We start from the raw sequence: 19580 nt of genomic DNA, 5'->3' as shown, positions 1-19580 counted from the left end.
GGCTTGTCATTCTCTTCGTTTCATGCTATCCTGTTTTTTATGAGATTAGATCAATTACTGGCCCACTACCAAATTCCTCGTAAGGAAATCAAACAATGCCTGGCCAAAAGGCAGATTCTGGTCGATGGGCTTGTTGCAACAAAGTTATCCCAAAATGTAGATACAGGTCTCCAAGAAGTTCGCTGGAAGGATCGGATCCTTACCGACTGTTCCCATCACTATTTTCTTCTTCATAAACCTCAAGGACTGGTGACCGCTACCAAGGATGCCCAACATCCTACAGTGTTGGACCTCCTCCGAACAGAAGACCGGACCCCCAAGACCTATCCTATCGGTCGACTGGATCGGGATACAACTGGCCTCCTCTTACTCACAGACAATGGACCTCTAGGTTTCCAACTCCTTCATCCCCAATACCATATCGAAAAAGAATACGCGGCAACAGTCAATGGCCCTCTCGAACCCGCTCATATAGAGGAATTTCAAGAAGGAATCACCTTCTTAGATGGGAGAAAATGCAAGCCCGCTAAACTCGAAATCCTTAGCTCTAGCCTTACCGAAAGCCAGGCCCTTATCACCCTGTCTGAAGGGAAATTTCATCAGGTAAAAAAGATGTTTTTAGCTATTGGGGTCAAAGTTACTGCCTTAAAACGAGTTCAGTTCGGGGATTTTACATTAGATTCAGAGCTAGCAGAGGGTCAATACCGCCCTTTGAACCAAGATGAATTACAGATTATTAAAAACTATTTAGAAAACAGTTGATAAAACAAAAAAAGCTTTAGTTTTAAAGCTTTTTTTGTTTTAATTAATTCCCGAAAGTTGTGAGATGAATATAAGACAGAAAATTACAGAAAGCACAATCCCTATAATAGAGAGAATTTTTTCTGTCGTATAGTCTAGTCCAGACTCGTTTTGATTTAAAATAGCCAAGGCCAAACCTAAAATACCAAAAATAATACTTAACAATGGAAATATAAAGGCAAGAATAATAGATATGATACCCATAACAAATGAGGAATTGTTCTTTTCTTGCAATTTCTAGAACCCCCTTAACATTAATATCATTATATTATGATACATCAAGCATCTTTAGCAACATTTTCCTTGATCTTAATTCGTCTTGACTTTTCCATCCCAAGAATCCAAACCATAGGACAAGATATAGATATCTTTGTAACCCTGTTTTTTCAAGAAGAGGGCCGCATTGGTCACACGGGAACCACGACTGTTTTCATAGAGCAAGACCGGTTTATCCTTTCGAAGGGCAGCCAGGCTCACTTTTAATTGGTTGGATGGAATATTCCGAGCTCCTAAAATATGCTTAGCGTGGAATTCATTCGGATCACGCAGGTCCACTAATTGGCCTTTGCGAATCAATTCTTCAAACTCTACATTGTCCACAATTTTTGCTGCCCGACGGATACGGAAGTAATTGTAGCCCATCCAGCCGAACATACCAAATACAACTAACCAACCCAAAACATTTAATAGACTCACTTTTCTTTATCCTCTTCTAAATAACGTAATTCCTGTGTGTGTTCTCTACGTAAGACGGCTTCTGCTTCTAGATAATCCAATTTTTCCATCAGCCCAGCGTCATAGATCCTTTTCAATTCAATCTTCATCAATTCAATGTCGTAAAGTCGTTTTCCGATATAAATAATGATTCCAAATTTTTTCAGAAATTGTTGAACATCGTACAGGGTTTTCATGTGCTTATTCTATCAAATCTTTCAAGTATTTTCAAGATGGTCCCTGTTTTATTTACAGGAAAAATCTCCTCCAAAAAACGAGCCCCCCAAGCAAGGAAGGCTCGTTTGTTTAGTTTCAGATTACAAACCTGGTGCTTGTCCTAATTCAGCGGCAATCATCCAGATATGTTTTTCCAATTCAGCTTTTGCACCAACAAAGATATCGTTGGTCACGTCATCTCCTTCAGCATCTGTGATATCCAAGGCTTTTTGATAAAGACTTACCAAGTAGCGGAAGATAGAAAGGACACGTCCCAAACTTTCTTCCATAGAGCGTTCGAATGAACCTTTTTCTTCTTGGATGTTGCTATGTTCCAAGAACTCAACCATGCTAGCGTATGGGGCACCACCCAAGGTAATCAAGCGTTCACTCACTTCATCAAGAGTCGCATCCAAGCTTTCCATGTACTCATCCATTTTTGGATGCCATACGAGGAAGCCACGACCACGCATATACCAGTGTACTTGGTGCAAGGCAATATGAGCGACATAAAGGTCTGCCACCACTTGATTCAAAACCGCTTTTGTATCGGTTAAGCTCTTGCTTACTTCGCTAATAGTTGCAAATGTTGCTACGTCTTTTGCTGCTTCTTTTTTGATTGTTGTCATAAATGATTTCTCCTTTTTTAGAATTATTCTAATTTAGTTATATTATAATCCTTCTAATTAAGAAATGCAAGAGAAAATGCTCAAATAAGAAAAGTTAGAAAATTGTTTCATTTCTAATCCTCATTAGTCATCTTTTTTACGAATACTATAAGTATGATCAACTTCTATTTTTTTACAGTCGGCGCCTGTATGGCCTCCTTTTTAGGTCTCGTCATCGACCGTTTTCCAGAAAGCTCCATCATTCGTCCAAGAAGCCATTGCGACCAATGTCAACAGACCTTGGGATTTCTAGACTTGATCCCTATTCTTTCGCAATGCCTTTTTCAATTCCGTTGCCGCTACTGCCAGAGTTCCCTTCCTTACTGGTATACTCTTTTTGAAGCCTGGAGTGGTCTCCTCTTTTTGCTGTGCTACCAGGGTCTTCTTCCCATTCCTCATCTCCTGGTTCTTCTTGGCAGTTGCGTTTTAGCCATCTATGATTTGCGATCCATGGAGTACCCTCTCCTCCTCTGGCTAGTGCTTCACGCCCTTTGCCTGTTTTTCACCAGTCCTACCCTCTTGATGGGAGTCTTTCTCTTCTTAGGAGTCCTGTCAGCTGTTTACTCCATCGGCATTGGAGCAGGGGATTTTCTCTTGCTGGCTACTTTTTCTTTGACCCTCTCGGCCGTCCAAGTCCTCCTAGTCATGCAAGGGGCTTCCCTCATTGGCCTCCTAGTCTTTGTCTTTAAAAAAGAAAAAGACCGGATTCCTTTCGTTCCCTGTCTTTTTCTGAGTTATCATGCCTTACTGTTTTTTACAATGTTTAGCAGATAAGATTGCTTATTTTGTAGCTTTCGCTTCTAAATAATCGGCAATAGCAGCTACATCCTTGTCCCCACGTCCAGAAACATTGATGATGATAATCTTGTCTTTATCCAATTGTGGAGCACGTTTGACAGCTTCTGCAATCGCATGTGAACTTTCAATAGCTGGGAGGATCCCTTCTGTCTTACTGAGGAGAAGAAGAGCTTGAACCGCTTCATCATCTGTCGCTGCCACATATTCGACGCGACCAGAATCTTTAAAGAAGGCATGTTCTGGTCCAACTCCTGGGTAGTCCAAACCAGCAGAAATCGAGTAAACCGGCGCTACTTTTCCATCTTCGCCAAAGACAGCGTAGGTCTTCATCCCATCGACAACTCCTACAGTCCCCTTGGTCATGGTCGCTGCGTGCTGGTCTGTGTCCAAGCCATGACCAGCTGCTTCAACACCGACCAATTTGACTTCCTCATCGCCTACATATTGGGAGAAGGCACCGATGGCATTGGATCCACCACCGACACAGGCAATCACATAGTCTGGCAAACGGCCTTCTTTTTCCAAGATTTGACGTTTAGACTCTTCACTGATCACTTTTTGAAATTCATGCACAATGGTTGGGTAAGGGTGAGGGCCAACAGCAGAACCCAAGACATAAAAAGCATCTAAATCTGCCATCCATGCTCCAAAAGCAGCATCTACAGCGTCTTTCAAGGTCTTAGTACCTGTTTCAACCGCATGGACGGTTGCCCCCATCATTTCCATGCGGAAGACATTGAGACGTTGGCGCTCCACGTCTTCTGCCCCCATGTAGACATCACAGGCCATACCAAACTTAGCTGCCGCAGCTGCTGTAGCCACACCATGTTGACCAGCTCCTGTTTCAGCAATCACGCGTGTTTTGCCCATGCGTTTAGCCAAGAGAATTTGCCCCAAGACGTTATTCAATTTATGAGAACCTAGGTGATTCAAGTCTTCGCGCTTCAAATAAATTTTCGCCCCACCTAAATGATCTGTCAAACTTTCCGCAAAGTAGAGCGGTGTTTCCCGTCCAGAATAATCTTTCAGATAATGTTTGTATTCTGCGATAAATTCTGGGTCATTTTTATACTGTTCAAAAGTTGCCTCTAATTGATCGAGCAAGTTTTGAATAGGTTCTGGTACGAAAGATCCACCAAATTGTCCGAAATAGCCTTTTGTTTCTGTCATGATTGTGTCCTCTTTTCTATATCTTCAATCCTGTTTATGATCTTTTTTCTCTCTCGCTGGCCCTTTGAGCTGCAGTCTCACAGGGTCCTTTTGAGATACAAAAAAACTCACACAGAAAAATCTGTGTGAGGACGATTCGATACCGCGGTGCCACCTCCATTGTAGGAAAATAGTCTTTCCCCTACATCTCTGACCTGTCTAACAACAGGGTGCACGATAAGGTGTGCTCACCGAATTTTTATTGTTTCAAATTCATCATCATAAACGCATCAGCCCATTTCAAGATTCACCACTGCTTGTTCACAATCACCACAAGCTCCCTGGAAGTGAGAAAATCCCTACTTTTCTGATGTCTTGAAGCTATTATAGCTTCCTGCCTACAGTTTGTCAACCCAAAATTTGAAATCGTCTTCAATCGTTCGGATTTTGTACCAAACTAAGATAGGTTGTCCTTACTTATAGAAGCTTGCAGCCATTTAAAACACAGATAGGCTAGGTAGCCTCCCAGGGTATTGGTCCACAGATCATCTATCTCAAACACCCGATTGAAATCAAATAAAAGGTCTAGGACAATCTGACTGAGCTCAATCCACAAACTCATCCCTAGACTAAAGAAAAGGACGCGTTTCCGAGTGCCTAGCCAAGGCCAGAGCCAAAGCAGTTGAAAGACCAAAGGGGATAAAAGAAAGATGTTGGCTATATTCTGTACAAACACCTTGATCAGCTGGAGTAAACTGGTCACTTGACCTAGGTTGATGAGGGAATTAAAGGGGACCAATAAGACGACTACTCGCCCAAAATGTTGGATCCCAGGTGTTTCCATCCCTGGTTCAGGCTGTTGAGGGAGAAAACACATGAGGCAGAGCAGGACAAAATAGAAGAAACTGCCACCTAGTAGCAGTTGTCTTCCTTTATTTGTTAATTGCCCTTCTTCTAGCAGCCAGTTGTTACGGTTGAGCTTCTTCAACAATGGCTTTCTCCCGATCTCTCTTCATCGTATTGGAACGCAATTGGCCACAAGCGGCATCGATATCCGTACCATGCTCTTGACGAACCACGCAGTTGACTCCGTTTTTCTTCAAGGTGTCATAAAAGGCCATCACGCGCTCTCTTGGACTCCGGCTATATTGGTCATGCTCACTAACTGGGTTGTAAGGAATCAAGTTGACATAAGATAGCTTCTTGATCTTTTTAAGAAGTTCTGCCAATTCCAAGGCTTGTTCGACACCATCATTGACTTCATTGAGCATGATGTACTCGAAGGTTACCCGGCGGTTGGTCGTTTCGATATAGTACTCAATCGCCGCAAACAGTTTCTCGATTGGGAAGGCGCGGTTGATTTTCATGATGCTAGAACGCAAGTCATTGTTTGGAGCATGCAGGGATACTGCCAAATTGACCTGAACCCCTTCATTAGCAAAATCACGAATCTTATGGGCTAAGCCAGACGTTGAAACGGTAATGTGGCGCGCACCGATAGCCAGTCCCTTGTCATCATTCACCGTACGGACAAAGCTCAAGACATTCTTGTAGTTATCAAACGGCTCACCAATTCCCATCACAACGATATGGCTGACGCGTTCATCTTGTCCACGTTCGTCAAAGTATTTTTGAACCAACATGATTTGGGCAACGATTTCCCCACTGTTCAAATCGCGTTGCTTCTTGATTAAACCAGATGCACAGAAGGTACAGCCGATGTTGCAACCTACCTGAGTGGTGACACAGACTGACAAGCCATAGTGTTGGCGCATCAATACTGTCTCAATCAACATGCCATCTGGCAATTCAAAAAGGTATTTGACGGTTCCGTCTGCCGACTCTTGCACGATTCGTTGTTTCAAAGGATTGATCACGAACTGGTCGTTCAAGGTTTCAATCAAGTCCTTCGATAGGTTAGTCATTTCTTCAAATGACTGAACGCGTTTCCGATAGAGCCATTCCCAGATTTGGGTAGCTCGGAATTTCTTTTCACCATTTTCTTCTGCCCACTCGATCAGTTCTTGTCGAGTCAGGCCATAAATTGAAGGTTTCATCTTATCTCTTTTCTCTCTTTACTTTTGACGGATGACAAAGTGGCGTTCTTGCTCACCCTGTGCATCTTTTTTTCTAGACCGCTGACGGTTCTTTTTCTTTGGTTGAGAAGTCTTTTGTTTTTGCTCTTGTTCACGTTCTCGTGGCTGATTCTTAGAATGATTTCGGCGATTTTGACGACCGCCACGCTTAGCAGAACGGTTGCCCTCTTCCTGTTGTTTTGGAGAAGATTTTTTGTCAAAGGATGCTCGACGGGGTTCTGCATTTTCTAGGACAAAATAAGCACAGCCATAGCTACAGTATTCTAGTAAATAATCTTCCAGACGGCTGATTTTCTCTGCATCTGTGACCGGACGATCGTCCTTATAGAAGCCACGTAGACGCAACTGTTCATTGCTCCAATCACCGACAATATAATCAAATTTGGTTAAAACCTCTGAAAAACGCTGACCAAAGACCGTCGCATCAAAGGCATCATTTTGGTTCTCAACCAGTTCAAATGTCAATTGTTCTGCTAGCACTTGATTGCCAACCAGACGAAATTCCGGTCCAGGATATTTATTGTAATTAAATAATTCAGGGGATATTTCTTTGCGCATAGCTTTCCTTTATTCATACCTTTAGTTGTAACACTTTATTTTATCATAAATCCCTATCTTTAGATAGAATTTCAACGGAAAAGAGAAAATCTGTAAAAAATCTGACGATTTAATTTACCTCTTCTTCCTGTTTCATCTGGATAATTTCACCTAACGTCCGTACTCACCTAAGGAAAGTTTTTTAGAAGACTCTATTTTCATTTTGAAGGTAAAAAGGAGGCTGGGACAAAAGTCCTAGCCTCTCAATTGTCTTTGGATTATCGAGCAAGACGCAGTGATTGAATGGGCTCTACTACGCTGATTTCATCAGCTTTTACAGCCTACTCAACTGTGCGGAGGTGGGACGACGAAATCGAATTCTAACGAATTACCGATTTCTGTCCCTCTCTCTATGAATGTTCATCATGTGATGTGAGGGGTAAATGAAGAGTGATTTTCGTATAGCTATTAAGCTTAGAATCAATCTCCATATGATAGCTAGCTCCAAACTGTAACCGCAAGCGTTGATCCACATTTTGCAAACCAACGCCTCCTAGCCGAAGAAGGGTTTGGTCTGTCAACTCAGACAAGGCAAAGCCTCGTCCATTATCGTAAATCGTCAGGACCACTTGTTCTTCTCTGATTTCCGAAGTGACTCGTACCATGCCCGGTCGATCCATCTCCTTGATGCCGTGATAGATGGCATTTTCCACTAAGGGTTGTAGAACCAGTTTTGGAAGCTGATAATCTCCCAACGTCCCCTCTTCAAAAATTTCATAATTCAACTTATCTCCATAGCGTTGTTTCTGAATGAAGAGATAGTGGCGCACATGGTCTATTTCGTCCTGAAGCCTAATTTGTTCTTGTCCTTGATTGAGAGCAAGGCGGAAATATTTGGCTAGGGACTTAGTCAAGTCAACCACGCGCTGACCATCATTAAACTCAGCCATCCAGACAATGGTATCCAAGGTGTTATATAGGAAATGAGGATTGATTTGGGCTGAAAGAGCTCGCAGTTCATAACGTCGTGCGTTTTGTTCCTCTTCTTTAACCAATTGCATAAGGTTTTCAATTTGATCCAACATACGGTTAAAGGCTTGAGCAAGATCTACCAATTCGGGCGATCCCTTGGTAGTTGCCCGCAAGTGGGAATCACCAGCTCCTATTTTCAAAATGACAGCCTGTAAGTCTTGTAGGGGTTTAATCCACAAGCGCAGAATGAACCAGATTCCCATCCAGCACATGATGAGGACGAGAACTCCTAAACCTATAAAGGAATAGAGCATTTGCGACTGAAGCATCTGGAGACCTTCCAGAGAAGCCACTCCAATTAAGGTCCAATCACTCTCTGGTATAGCAATTTGGTAGACAAAGTTCTGCCCCTTTTGGGCATAGCCATCCTTGACAGCAATATAGGGTTGCATGGCCTGCATTTCCCGACTGGAAGAATAGACTGTCTTTTTAGGATGGTAGACAAATTCATGCTTCTGATTGACGATGAAACTAAAGCCTTTTTTGCCTAGTTGGAGATGATCCAGATAAGCCTCTAGGCTCTGATAACCAATATCTAGGCGCAAAACTCCTAGATTTTGACCAGAAGCATCCACCACTTCCTGGGTGATAGAAATCACCCACTTGTCCTTCTCTGAAGACAAGGATTCCTTCCGGGCCGGCGTCAAGACTGGAATGGCCCTCTCCTTGATAGCTTCCTGATACCATCTTTCGTTCATCATATCCGATGATGTTTGCATGCTAATTTGAGAATCCGTAGCAACGAGGCGTCCATCCTTAGTCACCAAGACAGCCGAAACCAGATCTGGATCTGTCTCAATAATCGTTCGCATCAGACTTTGAACGGCTTCTGGACCCACCTCCTTGTCTTGAGCAAACTGACGAACGGTCTCTTCTTTACTAAGGACCGAGGTGGTCTGCTTCAATTTTTTCAGATAGGAGGTGATAAACTGACTACTCTGGTCGATACTATTGCGGGTTGTCCGCTCTGTCAGTTGGCTAATGGTTGCTGAGCTAGTTTGATAGTATAGACTACCGACCAAACCCAAGAGTAAGAGAATGAAGACAAATACATAGACGATCAGCTGAATCAGCAAAGGGTATCGTTTCATTCATGCTCTCCTTTTTTGTATTGTCTTGGGGTTACACCGACTACTTGTTTAAAGCGTTGAGAAAAATAGTTCATATCCTCAAAACCAACCCGATCTGCAATCTCATAAATCTTGAGATCCGTCGTCAAGAGTAAAAGTTTGGCCTTTTTCATCCGTTCTTGGATCAAGTATTCTTGAAAAGGGAGACCCAATTTTTTCTTGATTAGAACACTCAGATAAGAGGGACTAAAACCCAGTTGAGAAGCCAAGTCCTTGAGGGTCAATTGGGAATCCGCTAAGCGGGAATGAATAGCCTCTTCCAACTCTGTCGAATGACCCTGATCCACCAAGGTTTCAACCTGGGCTTTCTTTCGTTCCTCGTCTAGCTTATTCTTGACTTTCCCCAACATCTCTTCAATATCTGCTTTTGAAAAGGGCTTGAGGAGATAGTCATCTGCTCCGAGTCGAATGGCTTTCCGAGCAAACTCAAAATCATCATAGCCTGTTAGAAAGATGATATGGCAGGAAGGAGCTTTCTCTCGGACCAGTTGGGCCAAATCTAAGCCATTCATCTGTGGCATATTGATATCAGTCAAGAGAAGATCAGCTGGTTGTGCTTGAAATTTTTCCCAAGCTATTCGCCCATTCTCCGCTTGGTCAATGACTTTCATCCCAAACTGTTCATAATTCACTAGAGAAGTAAGTCCCTGCCGAACTAGCTCTTCGTCTTCTACAATCATGATTGAATACATGTGTTTCACCTACTTACCCTTATTATACTCATTATATCAAAGTAGGTTGCAAAAAGTCTCAGACATAGTCCAACAAATAGCCGTAGCCCTTTTCCACCATCTCTGCTTTAGGGATGAATTTGATTGACAAGCTATTGATGCAGTAACGAAGGCCACCTTTTTCCTTAGGTCCATCAGTAAAGACGTGGCCTAGATGGGAGTTTCCTACTCGACTCCGAACCTCTGTCCGAGTCATATTGAAACTCTTATCTTCCTTGTAGGTTGCCACATCCGGACTGATCGGTCGGCTAAAGCTTGGCCAACCACAACCAGAATCAAATTTATCTTTTGAGGAGAAGAGAGGCTCTCCTGTTACGACATCCACATAGATGCCCGCTTCAAACTTATCCCAATAGCGGTTAGAAAAAGCACGCTCTGTATCATTCTCTTGCGTCACTGCATATTCTTCGGGCGATAACTTCTTCTTGATCTCTTCATCGCTCGGTTTTGGATAGCGACTAGCGTCAATAACCGGATAAGAAGCTTGATTCACATCAATGTGACAATAGCCATTCGGATGTTTCTGTAGATAGTCCTGATGGTAGTCTTCCGCCTTGATATAATTAGCAAGTTCTTCTTTTTCTACAGCCAAAGGCTTATCATACTTCTTCGCCACCTCTTCAAACACTTGGTTTATGGTTGGCAAATCTGCTTCATCAGTGTAATAAACTCCTGTCCGATATTGACTGCCCTCATCATTTCCCTGACGGTTTTTTGATGTTGGATCAATAATCCGGAAATAGTGTAGAAGCAGTTCTTTCAAGGAAACCTTCTTGACATTATAGGTGATATGTACCGTTTCAGCATGCCCTGTTTGCTTGACCAGTTCATACTTGGTGGTATCCCCTTTTCCATTGGCATAACCTGATTCGGCATCAATGACACCCGGAACACGGGAAAAATACTCTTCCACACCCCAGAAGCAACCACCAGCTAGATAGATTTCTCGTTGGTCTTCTGGATTGACTTTTTCTTCCTTCTTTTTGTTTGCTACTGGTGTCTGACTCATGGACGCTTTTTTGATCTGCTCAGTCGTCGCATCTGATGTATCCAAGGCCATGGATCCTTTGATAAGGAAAAAGAATCCAAAACAAAATAGCCCCACTAAAAGAATGGAAATGAGTTTCCATTTTGTTTCCATTTTATGTCCTCCTTACTTCATTTCTTTTAGAGTCTGGACGATGTCTTCCTTGCTCATATAACCGATATGGGTCTTAGCGAGAGTTCCATCACTCGCAATAAAGAGAGCAGATGGATAAGAGCGAATCCCATACTCTTTGAGCAAGTCGCCCTTACTGTCCATCAAGACCGGGAAATCCTTGTAATCCAAAGACTGGTACCAGTTTTTGAAATCTGCTTCCGATTTTTCACCATTAAAGGTTGGAGCTACAACGGATAAGACCACATAATCCTTACCCTCCTCTGCCTTTGCTAAATCATTTGTGTCGCCTAATGTTGAAAGACAGATTGAGCACCAGGAAGCCCAAAATTTGAGGTAAACTTTCTTCCCTTTGTAATCTGATAAGCGGTAGCTCTTACCGTCTACTCCTTGCAGGTTAAACTCTTGAACCTTCTTTCCAGCTTGCTCTGAAGGTCCCATTGTGGATGTCTGCTTAGTCTCACTTTTGTTGGATGATTCCATTCCTTGGTTAGAGCAAGCCCCTAACAATCCTACACACAAAAGTCCTGTCGCTACTAAGGCTATTTTTTTCATGTCTTCCTCCTCTTTAATAAATAGGGAGAAAGTCGCCCAAGCAGACGACTTCCTCTTCCTACTGTCCTTTATTGGTCTGATTTCATATCAGATGATTCACTCTTTTCGTCTTTCATTTCTGAATCACTGGATTTCATCTCATCCTTTTTCATATCGTCCTTCATTTCAGAACTGCTGTCAGACATCATAGATGAATCTTTCATGTCTTCTTTTTTCATTTTATCATCGGACATAGATGAATCCTTCATGTCATCCTTCTTCATATCGTCCTTCTTCATATCGTCCTTCTTCATCATACTACTATCATCCGTTTTTTTCATGTCTGAATCTGATTTCTGTCCAGAACAAGCTGCTAAAGTGACAAGGCTAAGCGTAGCAATGGTAAGTGTAAGAATTTTTTTCATGATTTTTCTCCTTTAATCATTCAAGATTAGTGAAACAGGGATGCTAGGCTATTAAGATTTCCTAGCATCAGCAAGATGCCCATCAAGATGATGAGGGCACCACCAATTTTTTTCAAGGTTCCCATGTGGGGCTTGAGTTTAGCAAAATGTTGTAGAACCCAGCTAGAAGCTAGAGCCAAGACTAAGAAGGGTAGCGCCAAGCCTAATGTATAGACCAGCATCAGGAGAGCACCCTGTAAAGCCCCATCTCCTCCAGAAGCGGCAATGGCTAAAACAGAGCTCAAAACTGGTCCGACACAAGGGGTCCAACCAAAACTGAAGGTGACCCCTATCAGAAAAGCATTGAAGAATTCATTGCGTTTTTCGTCCTTCTTCAGTTGGATACTCTTTTGTTTTTGGAGTTGCTGAAGATTGATGAGGCCCATCTGATGGATTCCCAATAAGATGACAATCCCTCCTAATAGGTAACGGAACCAGGGAGCATAGAGTACCTGACCAAGGGCCCCTGCACCATAACCTAGGATGAGAAATACGGTTGATAGACCAGCAATAAAACAGAGGGTCTTGACCAAACCATACCAAGAAATATCTCTTCCAAAAATACGCACCGTTTTTTCATGCTCAGAATCTAATAAGATCCCTACATAGACTGGCATCAGTGGCAAAATACACGGGGAGAAAAAGGATAGAACTCCCGCTAAAAATACTGAAATGGAAAACAAACTGGTTTGAATCATTTCACTACCTCCCTTTCTTTCTGACACTAGTATAAAAAAAAAATCTCTCTAAAAATAGAGAGATTGATATGCAAAAACTTGAATTTGATTGGAAGATGAATATTCCGATCTACCAACATCAGCTCATACTTTCAAGTACAAACTATGTCGAGCAAGCTACTTTAATTCTTTTTCAAATAGTCGATGGCATCCTGCAAGGTTTTGACAGGAACAATTTTCATCTTGGTCTTAATTTTCTTAGCTGTTTCTACCGCTTCGTCGTAGTTGCTCTTGGCATTCGGATTGTTCTTTTTAACTTCCTCTGTCACCGGATTATCAGGGGCAAAGAAGATTTCAGCACCAGCACGATCTGCTGCTACGACTTTTTTATCCACTCCACCGATATCTCCGACAGTCCCATCATGGTTAATAGTCCCTGTCCCCGCGATATGGCGTCCCTGACGAAGGTCTGGATCCGCTACTTGGGTATAGATGGACAAACTAAACATCATCCCGGCACTTGGACCACCGATGCCAGCTGTCGCAAACTCAATCGGCACGTCACTCTTCACTTCTGTCCGGTCAATCAAGCTAATCCCAATCCCATTCTTGCCATTGACCAACTTAATAATCTTTCCTTCAGCTATCTTGGTCTGACCATCTTCTGTGTAGGTCACTGAGACCTTGTCCCCAATTTTTTGGGAACCAACATACTCGATGAGCTCTTTTGAGCTCTTGAATGTTTTGTCATTCACGGCCGTAACCGTGTCCGCAATATTTAGAACGCCTTTGAAGGTAGAGTCTTCTGCTACTTGCATGACATAAACACCTAAGAATTCCATCTCTGTCTCTTTTCCAGCAGTCTTTAATCCTTGGTATTTGGCAGTATTTTGAGAGGTTTCCATATAAAATTGATTAATCCGGAAAAATTCCTCACTGGAACTGCCACCAGTCATTTCTTGTTCAGAGTGGATATCTGTAAAAGGAGTCACCCAGGCATAGACTATATCCGAGAAGGTCGCTTGCTTGACGGCAACAGTGACAAAATCATACGAACCGGATGCTTCATCATTTTTCTGGTTGATGCGCATCACTTGGCGAATATCTTCTGAACTCCCAGGCATTTCCAGATAGTAAGGCAGGGGAACAAAGAAAGCTAGCAAGGCCAAAATCAGAAGCAAGGTCCCAATAAGGGGCCAGCGATAGGTCCGCCACACACTATCTTTTTTGCGTACAGGTTCAAATGGGCTTTCTGGTAGCTGAGCCCTTTGTTTCTCAAATTCATTCATTCCTTTTATTTCATCTCCTTTATAACACTCTCTGGGACATAGGCACTGACATCCTGCTGGAAGGTCAGCAACTCGCGAATTCTCGTCGAGCTCAAGGCCTGGTATTGGGGCTGGGCACAGAGATAGATGGTCTCAAGCTCTGGAGCCAGCTGGTGATTGAAGTAGTCCATATTGCTTTCATATAGGAAGTCCTGACTATTGCGTAAACCGCGAACCAAGCTCGTCACCCCATACCGTCTAGCCACTTCTACAGCCAACTCTGCCTCTGAGGTGATGACTCTTACATTGGACAAATGAGCCACTGCCTCTGTCACCATGGCTTCCCTTTGCTCAATGGTAAAATAGCCCTTCTTCTCATGATTAAAGAAGATGCCTACATACAAGCAATCAAACAAGCGACTAGCTCGCTCTATCAAATCCAAGTGTCCCAAGGTCATTGGGTCAAATGAACCTGTAAATAATCCGATTTTATCTGACATAAACCGTCACCTTACTAATTCCGTAGATTTTTTCTTTCCAGATTCCTAGACAAGCAATCTCCTCAGGCAAGTCCACTGCCTTGTCTGTCTCACAGACGACCATGACCTCTTCTCCCAGCAAGTCTCGTTCAGCCAGCGCCTCAATATCGGCTACGATCTGCTCCTTGGCATAGGGAGGATCTAAGAAGACAAGGTCAAAAGTCCCCTGCAATTGACTGAGAGCTTGGTGAGCCTCCATCTTCAGCAATTGAAACTTATGACTTTCCTTGGTCATTTGGATATTGCTAGCAATAATCCCTTGGGCTCTGCGATCTTTCTCGACCAAGACAGCCTGCTCCATCCCCCGAGACACCGCCTCGATGGACAGACCGCCTGACCCAGCATATAAATCCAAGACCCGCCCCCCATCAAAATAAGGACCGATCATATTAAACATAGCCCCTCTGACCTTATCTGAAGTAGGCCTCGTTGTCTTTCCTTCGAGCGTCTTAAGAGGACGCCCTCCATAGGTACCTGATACAATCTTCATAGAGATTATTATATCAAAATTTGGATAAAAGATACAAAAACACCCACCTCTCCTATCTGAGATCCGCTTAGGTTAAATCTCTTTCGCTGCTAAAGAAAAATCCTCTCACTTTTCTCTTGAAGTCCGAATTTTTTTTTGCTATACTATACGTAACTTTTAAAACGTTACATAGGAGAATGCAGATGTTTGATGCAAAAAAATTAAAAGACCGGCGACTTGAGCTGGGCCTGACCCAAGCTCAGGTCTACGAATCCTTAGAGATTAGTCGCAAGACCTACTCTAGTTGGGAGAATGGCTTAGCAGAGCCGCACGATAAAAATCTCAGGAGGTTGGCCAAGCGCCTCTCCGTTAAAGAGGACTACTTTGTCGACAAGAGCTCAGCGCTTTTCACCTACCCTTTACTAACTCCACCCCATCAGAAAAAAGTCGATCTCTTGGCTAGCCAACTCTTAGCAGAGCAAGAAAAGGTCGTCTCTTTGGTCCCTTACCGTGTCCTCTCTATCGACTTGGCAGCTGGACATGGTCATACCTTTTATGACAATGAGACTGACTACGAGACCGTCTATTTTGACCAAGAGATCCAACACGACTTTGCCTCTTGGGTGTCTGGAGATTCTATGGAACCAAGCTATCCAAACGGTTCCGTTGCCTTGATGAAACAGACCGGATTTGACTATGATGGAGCAGTCTACGCCCTCATGTGGAATGGAAAGACCTATATCAAAAAAGTCTATCGAGAAGAGGAGGGCCTCCGCCTAGAATCCATCAACCCAGCCTATGACGACCTCTTTGCCCCCTACGAAGATGAACCAAAAATCGTCGGTATCGTGGTCGGCCACTTCCTCCCTCTGGAGGTCTAGACATGCTCTTTGATTATTCACGTGAGCCCAGGTCTGATATTGCTTTTGTGGATATGAAAAGTTTCTATGCCAGCTGTGAATGCGTCCGCCTCGGGCTCAACCCTTTGACTACTTCTCTTTGTGTCATGAGTCGAAGCGACAATTCTGCTGGCCTCATCTTAGCCAGTTCCCCCGTTTTCAAGCAGGTCTTTGGGAAGAAAAATGTCGGGCGGAGCTATGATCTGCCCTTCGATCTCAAGACGAGGAAATTCAATTACTACCTGGCCCGTAAGCAAGGCCTGCCTACAGATCCAGCCTTTGTCCACTATATCGAAAGTTGGGCCAAGCGCACCTTTATCGTGCCCCCTCGCATGAATGCCTATATTCAGGTCAACATGGAAATCCAGCAAGTCTTTCAAGAATTTGCGGCTCCAGATGACATCTACCCCTATTCCATTGATGAGGGCTTTATTGATTTGACCAGCTCTCTCAACTACTTTATTCCCGATCCTCAGCTAGACCGACGCTCCAAGCTGGACCTCCTTTCTGCTCGGATCCAAAAGCGTATTTGGCAGCAAACTGGGATCTACGCTACTGTCGGGATGAGCAATGCCAATCCACTCCTGGCCAAACTGGCCCTGGACAACGAAGCCAAGCACCAGAAAACCATGCGGGCCAACTGGTCTTACGAAGACGTCCCCAGTCGAGTCTGGCAGATAAAAAAACTGACCGATTTTTGGGGGATCGGCCAGCGAACAGAAAAACGCCTGAACAAACTAGGCATTCACTCCATCTATGAACTAGCCCAGGCCAATCCAGACCAGCTCAAAAAAGAATTTGGAGTCATGGGCGTCCAGCTCTGGTTTCATGCCCATGGGATCGATGAAAGCAATGTCCATCGTCCCTATCGACCAAAGTCTCACGGTCTAGGAAATTCGCAAATCCTTCCCCGTGACTACCACCGCCAAAGCGATATTGAACTGGTCTTTCGAGAGATGGCTGAGCAGGTCGCTATCCGCTTGCGTCGGGAAAAGAAAAAGACACAACTGGTTTCCATCCACGCCAGCTACTCCAAGCAGGAACAGCTTCCCTCCATCCACTGCCAGCGAAAGATTGATCCGACCAACTCTACCTCTCAATTAGCCAAGGAAGTCATCCAGCTCTTTCGCTCCCACTACCAGGGAGGAGCCATCCGGCAGATCGGAGTCTTTTATGGGAAGCTCGTAGAGGAGAGCTTCCAGCTGATCTCCCTATTTGATGACCCTGAGCAAACCCAAAGAGAAGAAGCCCTCCAAGAGACCATTGACCACATCCGTGACCGGTTTGGCTTTGCTTCTCTACAAAAGGGCTCTGCCCTATTAGAAAATTCGCGCGCTCTGGCTCGAAGCAAACTGACCGGAGGCCACTCTGCAGGAGGTTTAGATGGCTTAGCATGATTGATCGTTCTTATCTCCCCTATCAGTCGGCACGCGACTTCCAAGACCGGGGCATGGCCAAGTGGGCCGGATTCTTCCTCTCTGAGCATTCGACGGCCTTACAAACAAACCAGCTCTCTCTCGAAGAGCTTCGCCTCCTCTCAAACCAAGAAATCCGTCACCTCCTCGAGCAGGCTTATCAGCAAGAGACTCCCCTCTCCCTCTCTACCCTCCAGGACAATCAAGTCGCCGTTTACTACGGCCAGGTCTATACCTTAAGCCCTTCCGAGGTCCTCATAAAAAATAGCCACCACTACCACTCTCTCCTTCTTTCGACTATTTTTTCTATTGAACCAGGAGATTCTAGCTATGAAACCAGCCCTGAATAAACACGAACTCCAATTCGATTATTTTTCAGACAATTACCAGCAGTTCGAGCATGATTTTTACCGATTGGCAACGACTGCGACCCCCTTGGTCTTTTTAGAAGATGACCTGCTGAGATCCATGTCGACAGGCCAGCGCAACTATTTCAGACTCCACCATACCCAGAGTCGCGACCACCGTGACCACTACTTTCACTTTCGCGTCTCCACCCATCCCCAATCTCCACTGACACGGATTTATACCTACCTAGGCCATAGCCCCACTACAGAATACAAAGAACCTCCTAGATAAACTAGGAGGTTCTTTTATTGTGTGGATGAAGAAGCTTTCGCAACCCAACCAATCGCATCTGCAGGAGGATTGTCCACATCGATCCAGATGAATTCCATACCAATTTCACCGTTTTTGAATTTGGAAAGACGGATACTGTTAATTTCTAACTGAGACAATTTCTTACCCGTTAGGATCTCTCTGTCTTTTAACTGAAAGACTCCACGAAGAATCCAATTGCCAAGGATTTCTTGCTTATCAGTTGATTGAATGGCCTTCCCAGCTTCTTGGTTGATATAGGCAGTAATCACATCACTTGATGATAAAAATCGTAACTTAAAGGTCCGTTCTTCTTTCGGGAGGGCAAGTTTACTCGTACCTAGCTCAAACCTTCCAATCCCTTTACCAAAAAAGTCCGGACGCTCTTCATGGAAATGTTTGGAGTCTGGAAGAGGGATATATACTTCACTGACCGGACGATACACCAGCTGTTCAATTTCTTTGACTAATTTTTCATTTCCCGTCTCGTGTACAAAATGAATCAGGTCCTCGCGAATGGACTTCATCTGAGCTTTTTCTTCCTTGGTAGACCATTTTTTCAAGAGAATTTCTTCCAAAGAAAAGGTCACAAAAGCTAGTTCTTCTGGAGCCAGACTGTCTTTAAATGTTTCCTGAATCTTTAAAATCCGTGGCAAGCGATCTTTTTTGGCCAATTTTGATCCACCATTAAAGGCATTAAAGCCAGAATTTTCTTCTACATTTCCATGCTTGTCTGTGATCACCCACGACACCGTCTCAAGAACCTCAGTATCACTTTTTTCTGAGGTCAATAAGTGAAGGTGTTCAAAGAGATAAAAGGGATCTTCGACATAATTCACATCCCAAGTATCAACCACAATCTCCTTATTCCTAAAGGTCATATGGAGCTGACTATCTGCAGCCGTATATTTGTAGTCATGCTGACCGTCCGTAAAACGGAAATTTGTCGGATTGTTCTTAGTCGTTGAGCCTAGAATTTTGAGATTATCTAGGTCAACCGGCAGATAAGTCGTCTCTCCTACATGGATCTGAGGCTTGTGTCCTTTCGAAGTTGGCATCAAGACATGATAAACGGCTTCTACGTGACTAGAATCAGAATGAAATCCCTTAATGAGAGCTTTTGAGGATTCAATCCGTTGATTTCGTAAGGTCGCAATCTCCCTAGCCAGTTTTTCATAGCGAGCACGATTTTCTTTATCAGCTGTTTCCTTGTCCAGTGAAATCTCAGCATGAAATCGAATTTCACTCAACAACTCATTCCAAGACTGTGAATCTTTCTTGAACTGAGCAATTTTTTGATCCCCTGAATCCAAACCAAAGGATTTAATCCCAACCAAATACTTATGTTGCTCATCAACGACAACCGAAGCATCGTAAGAAGTATTGGCAATATCCTCCCCAACCGCATGAAAAGCCTTTTGGAAAACAGTCTCTTGGAATTTTGAATTAACAATCGGAGCAACATAGCTTTCTCGATCATCAGAATCTTCACCCTCTGCTTTTTGAGAAAAGGCTTCACTCAGACTAGCAAAATTGGTAATGAGCGTCTTGTATTTATCCTTTTGTTCTTGTTTTAGGTGTTCCCACATCATTCAATCCTCACTTCTTATTTAAGTATATCAAAAGA

24 protein-coding genes and 1 other annotated feature are annotated in these 19580 nt (G+C 43.6%); of the genes, 6 read left to right on the top strand and 18 right to left on the bottom strand.

The window, feature by feature from the left end:
• The first annotated feature begins 39 nt into the window (after positions 1-39).
• Positions 40-762, top strand: coding sequence for a pseudouridine synthase (locus E5S68_RS00255; RefSeq protein WP_135781858.1), 723 nt, complete (start codon positions 40-42; stop codon positions 760-762).
• A 39-nt stretch (positions 763-801) separates the two neighbouring features.
• Here the strand turns inward: E5S68_RS00255 and E5S68_RS10630 are convergent, their stop codons facing one another.
• The 4 genes from E5S68_RS10630 to E5S68_RS00235 all read right to left on the bottom strand — a co-directional run bounded on the left by E5S68_RS10630 (position 802) and on the right by E5S68_RS00235 (position 2360).
• Positions 802-1035 carry a hypothetical protein gene (locus E5S68_RS10630; RefSeq protein WP_135781857.1) on the bottom strand — a complete coding sequence of 78 codons (234 nt, stop codon included), beginning with the start codon at positions 1033-1035 and terminating at the stop codon, positions 802-804.
• 75 nt (positions 1036-1110) lie between these two features.
• Positions 1111-1455, bottom strand: a complete 345-nt coding sequence (locus tag E5S68_RS00245) for a rhodanese-like domain-containing protein (RefSeq protein WP_048687808.1) — start codon at positions 1453-1455, stop codon at positions 1111-1113.
• A 38-nt stretch (positions 1456-1493) separates the two neighbouring features.
• The gene (locus E5S68_RS00240) at positions 1494-1712 is read right to left on the bottom strand and encodes a YqgQ family protein (protein WP_135781856.1); all 219 of its coding nucleotides are present in this window, start codon (positions 1710-1712) and stop codon (positions 1494-1496) included.
• 120 nt (positions 1713-1832) lie between these two features.
• Complete coding sequence (locus E5S68_RS00235) at positions 1833-2360, bottom strand: Dps family protein (protein ID WP_129268598.1); 528 nt, start codon at positions 2358-2360, stop codon at positions 1833-1835.
• Between the two features lie 153 nt (positions 2361-2513).
• On the opposite strand from E5S68_RS00235, the gene E5S68_RS00230 reads away from it, so the two are divergent.
• The gene (locus E5S68_RS00230) at positions 2514-3173 is read left to right on the top strand and encodes a prepilin peptidase (protein WP_061563669.1); all 660 of its coding nucleotides are present in this window, start codon (positions 2514-2516) and stop codon (positions 3171-3173) included.
• A 6-nt stretch (positions 3174-3179) separates the two neighbouring features.
• Here the strand turns inward: E5S68_RS00230 and trpB are convergent, their stop codons facing one another.
• From trpB to rsmD, 13 genes are all read right to left on the bottom strand, one after another.
• A complete protein-coding gene (gene trpB / locus E5S68_RS00225) occupies positions 3180-4367 on the bottom strand; it encodes a tryptophan synthase subunit beta (RefSeq protein WP_048687733.1) in 1188 nt (395 codons plus the stop codon).
• Between the two features lie 124 nt (positions 4368-4491).
• Positions 4492-4726: a binding site (T-box leader), on the bottom strand.
• 77 nt (positions 4727-4803) lie between these two features.
• A complete protein-coding gene (locus E5S68_RS00220) occupies positions 4804-5337 on the bottom strand; it encodes a VanZ family protein (RefSeq protein WP_200773506.1) in 534 nt (177 codons plus the stop codon).
• Positions 5315-6403 (bottom strand): dual-specificity RNA methyltransferase RlmN, encoded by a 1089-nt coding sequence (gene rlmN, locus E5S68_RS00215; RefSeq protein WP_006596799.1) that lies wholly within the window; start codon positions 6401-6403, stop codon positions 5315-5317. The genes E5S68_RS00220 and rlmN overlap by 23 nt, the downstream gene beginning before the upstream one ends.
• Before the next feature lie 18 nt (positions 6404-6421).
• Complete coding sequence (locus E5S68_RS00210) at positions 6422-7000, bottom strand: YutD family protein (protein WP_135781855.1); 579 nt, start codon at positions 6998-7000, stop codon at positions 6422-6424.
• Between the two features lie 389 nt (positions 7001-7389).
• A complete protein-coding gene (locus E5S68_RS00200; RefSeq protein ID WP_135781854.1) occupies positions 7390-9102 on the bottom strand; it encodes a cache domain-containing sensor histidine kinase in 1713 nt (570 codons plus the stop codon).
• The gene (locus E5S68_RS00195) at positions 9099-9833 is read right to left on the bottom strand and encodes a response regulator transcription factor (protein ID WP_135781853.1); all 735 of its coding nucleotides are present in this window, start codon (positions 9831-9833) and stop codon (positions 9099-9101) included. The genes E5S68_RS00200 and E5S68_RS00195 overlap by 4 nt, the downstream gene beginning before the upstream one ends.
• A gap of 58 nt (positions 9834-9891) precedes the next feature.
• On the bottom strand, positions 9892-11013 hold the full coding sequence (msrB, locus tag E5S68_RS00190) for a peptide-methionine (R)-S-oxide reductase MsrB (RefSeq protein WP_135781852.1): 1122 nt from the start codon (positions 11011-11013) through the stop codon (positions 9892-9894).
• Between the two features lie 12 nt (positions 11014-11025).
• Positions 11026-11586, bottom strand: coding sequence for a redoxin family protein (locus E5S68_RS00185; protein ID WP_135781851.1), 561 nt, complete (start codon positions 11584-11586; stop codon positions 11026-11028).
• A gap of 68 nt (positions 11587-11654) precedes the next feature.
• The gene (locus E5S68_RS00180) at positions 11655-11990 is read right to left on the bottom strand and encodes a hypothetical protein (protein ID WP_135781850.1); all 336 of its coding nucleotides are present in this window, start codon (positions 11988-11990) and stop codon (positions 11655-11657) included.
• A 26-nt stretch (positions 11991-12016) separates the two neighbouring features.
• On the bottom strand, positions 12017-12727 hold the full coding sequence (ccdA2, locus tag E5S68_RS00175; RefSeq protein WP_135781849.1) for a thiol-disulfide oxidoreductase-associated membrane protein CcdA2: 711 nt from the start codon (positions 12725-12727) through the stop codon (positions 12017-12019).
• A 161-nt stretch (positions 12728-12888) separates the two neighbouring features.
• Positions 12889-13995, bottom strand: coding sequence for a SepM family pheromone-processing serine protease (locus E5S68_RS00170; RefSeq protein ID WP_135781848.1), 1107 nt, complete (start codon positions 13993-13995; stop codon positions 12889-12891).
• Positions 13996-14000: 5 nt separating this feature from the next.
• A complete protein-coding gene (gene coaD / locus E5S68_RS00165; RefSeq protein WP_135781847.1) occupies positions 14001-14474 on the bottom strand; it encodes a pantetheine-phosphate adenylyltransferase in 474 nt (157 codons plus the stop codon).
• Positions 14464-15003 carry a 16S rRNA (guanine(966)-N(2))-methyltransferase RsmD gene (rsmD, locus tag E5S68_RS00160; RefSeq protein WP_006596810.1) on the bottom strand — a complete coding sequence of 180 codons (540 nt, stop codon included), beginning with the start codon at positions 15001-15003 and terminating at the stop codon, positions 14464-14466. Before rsmD ends, coaD begins: the two co-directional genes overlap by 11 nt.
• 182 nt (positions 15004-15185) lie before the next feature.
• Here rsmD and E5S68_RS00155 point away from each other — a divergent pair, with 182 nt between their 5' ends.
• Genes E5S68_RS00155 through E5S68_RS00140 form a run of 4 tightly spaced genes read left to right on the top strand, consistent with a single transcriptional unit; the run spans position 15186 to position 17935 of the window.
• Positions 15186-15863 (top strand): helix-turn-helix domain-containing protein, encoded by a 678-nt coding sequence (locus E5S68_RS00155; RefSeq protein ID WP_135781846.1) that lies wholly within the window; start codon positions 15186-15188, stop codon positions 15861-15863.
• Positions 15864-15865: 2 nt separating this feature from the next.
• Positions 15866-17278 (top strand): Y-family DNA polymerase, encoded by a 1413-nt coding sequence (locus tag E5S68_RS00150; protein WP_135781845.1) that lies wholly within the window; start codon positions 15866-15868, stop codon positions 17276-17278.
• Positions 17275-17646 carry a hypothetical protein gene (locus tag E5S68_RS00145; RefSeq protein WP_135781844.1) on the top strand — a complete coding sequence of 124 codons (372 nt, stop codon included), beginning with the start codon at positions 17275-17277 and terminating at the stop codon, positions 17644-17646. The genes E5S68_RS00150 and E5S68_RS00145 overlap by 4 nt, the downstream gene beginning before the upstream one ends.
• The gene (locus E5S68_RS00140) at positions 17627-17935 is read left to right on the top strand and encodes a DUF5960 family protein (RefSeq protein WP_135781843.1); all 309 of its coding nucleotides are present in this window, start codon (positions 17627-17629) and stop codon (positions 17933-17935) included. Before E5S68_RS00145 ends, E5S68_RS00140 begins: the two co-directional genes overlap by 20 nt.
• Positions 17936-17949: 14 nt before the next feature.
• On the opposite strand, the gene E5S68_RS00135 is transcribed toward E5S68_RS00140, so the two are convergent.
• Positions 17950-19542, bottom strand: coding sequence for a hypothetical protein (locus E5S68_RS00135; RefSeq protein WP_135781842.1), 1593 nt, complete (start codon positions 19540-19542; stop codon positions 17950-17952).
• Between the last annotated feature and the right edge of the window lie 38 nt (positions 19543-19580).

It is taken from the genome of Streptococcus rubneri, assembly GCF_004785935.1.
GTDB lineage: Bacteria > Bacillota > Bacilli > Lactobacillales > Streptococcaceae > Streptococcus > Streptococcus rubneri.
Note: the sequence above shows the minus strand (reverse complement) of the source record. Positions and strands in the feature narration are given on the sequence as shown.

Excerpts from the sequence above, each read along its gene's own strand:
- E5S68_RS00135 (WP_135781842.1), bottom strand. The coding sequence starts at position 19,542 with ATGTGGGAACACCTAAAACAAGAACAAAAGGATAAATACAAGACGCTC.
- E5S68_RS00170 (WP_135781848.1), bottom strand. The coding sequence starts at position 13,995 with ATGAATGAATTTGAGAAACAAAGGGCTCAGCTACCAGAAAGCCCATTT.
- rlmN (WP_006596799.1), bottom strand. The coding sequence starts at position 6,403 with ATGAAACCTTCAATTTATGGCCTGACTCGACAAGAACTGATCGAGTGG.
- rsmD (WP_006596810.1), bottom strand. The coding sequence starts at position 15,003 with ATGAAGATTGTATCAGGTACCTATGGAGGGCGTCCTCTTAAGACGCTC.
- E5S68_RS00145 (WP_135781844.1), top strand. The coding sequence starts at position 17,275 with ATGATTGATCGTTCTTATCTCCCCTATCAGTCGGCACGCGACTTCCAA.
- E5S68_RS00230 (WP_061563669.1), top strand. The coding sequence starts at position 2,514 with ATGATCAACTTCTATTTTTTTACAGTCGGCGCCTGTATGGCCTCCTTT.
- trpB (WP_048687733.1), bottom strand. The coding sequence starts at position 4,367 with ATGACAGAAACAAAAGGCTATTTCGGACAATTTGGTGGATCTTTCGTA.
- E5S68_RS00185 (WP_135781851.1), bottom strand. The coding sequence starts at position 11,586 with ATGAAAAAAATAGCCTTAGTAGCGACAGGACTTTTGTGTGTAGGATTG.
- E5S68_RS00255 (WP_135781858.1), top strand. The coding sequence starts at position 40 with ATGAGATTAGATCAATTACTGGCCCACTACCAAATTCCTCGTAAGGAA.
- msrB (WP_135781852.1), bottom strand. The coding sequence starts at position 11,013 with ATGGAAACAAAATGGAAACTCATTTCCATTCTTTTAGTGGGGCTATTT.
- E5S68_RS00150 (WP_135781845.1), top strand. The coding sequence starts at position 15,866 with ATGCTCTTTGATTATTCACGTGAGCCCAGGTCTGATATTGCTTTTGTG.
- E5S68_RS00240 (WP_135781856.1), bottom strand. The coding sequence starts at position 1,712 with ATGAAAACCCTGTACGATGTTCAACAATTTCTGAAAAAATTTGGAATC.
- E5S68_RS00140 (WP_135781843.1), top strand. The coding sequence starts at position 17,627 with ATGAAACCAGCCCTGAATAAACACGAACTCCAATTCGATTATTTTTCA.
- E5S68_RS00180 (WP_135781850.1), bottom strand. The coding sequence starts at position 11,990 with ATGAAAAAAATTCTTACACTTACCATTGCTACGCTTAGCCTTGTCACT.
- E5S68_RS00245 (WP_048687808.1), bottom strand. The coding sequence starts at position 1,455 with ATGTTCGGCTGGATGGGCTACAATTACTTCCGTATCCGTCGGGCAGCA.
- E5S68_RS00155 (WP_135781846.1), top strand. The coding sequence starts at position 15,186 with ATGTTTGATGCAAAAAAATTAAAAGACCGGCGACTTGAGCTGGGCCTG.
- E5S68_RS00195 (WP_135781853.1), bottom strand. The coding sequence starts at position 9,833 with ATGTATTCAATCATGATTGTAGAAGACGAAGAGCTAGTTCGGCAGGGA.
- E5S68_RS00200 (WP_135781854.1), bottom strand. The coding sequence starts at position 9,102 with ATGAAACGATACCCTTTGCTGATTCAGCTGATCGTCTATGTATTTGTC.
- E5S68_RS00235 (WP_129268598.1), bottom strand. The coding sequence starts at position 2,360 with ATGACAACAATCAAAAAAGAAGCAGCAAAAGACGTAGCAACATTTGCA.
- coaD (WP_135781847.1), bottom strand. The coding sequence starts at position 14,474 with ATGTCAGATAAAATCGGATTATTTACAGGTTCATTTGACCCAATGACC.
- ccdA2 (WP_135781849.1), bottom strand. The coding sequence starts at position 12,727 with ATGATTCAAACCAGTTTGTTTTCCATTTCAGTATTTTTAGCGGGAGTT.
- E5S68_RS00210 (WP_135781855.1), bottom strand. The coding sequence starts at position 7,000 with ATGCGCAAAGAAATATCCCCTGAATTATTTAATTACAATAAATATCCT.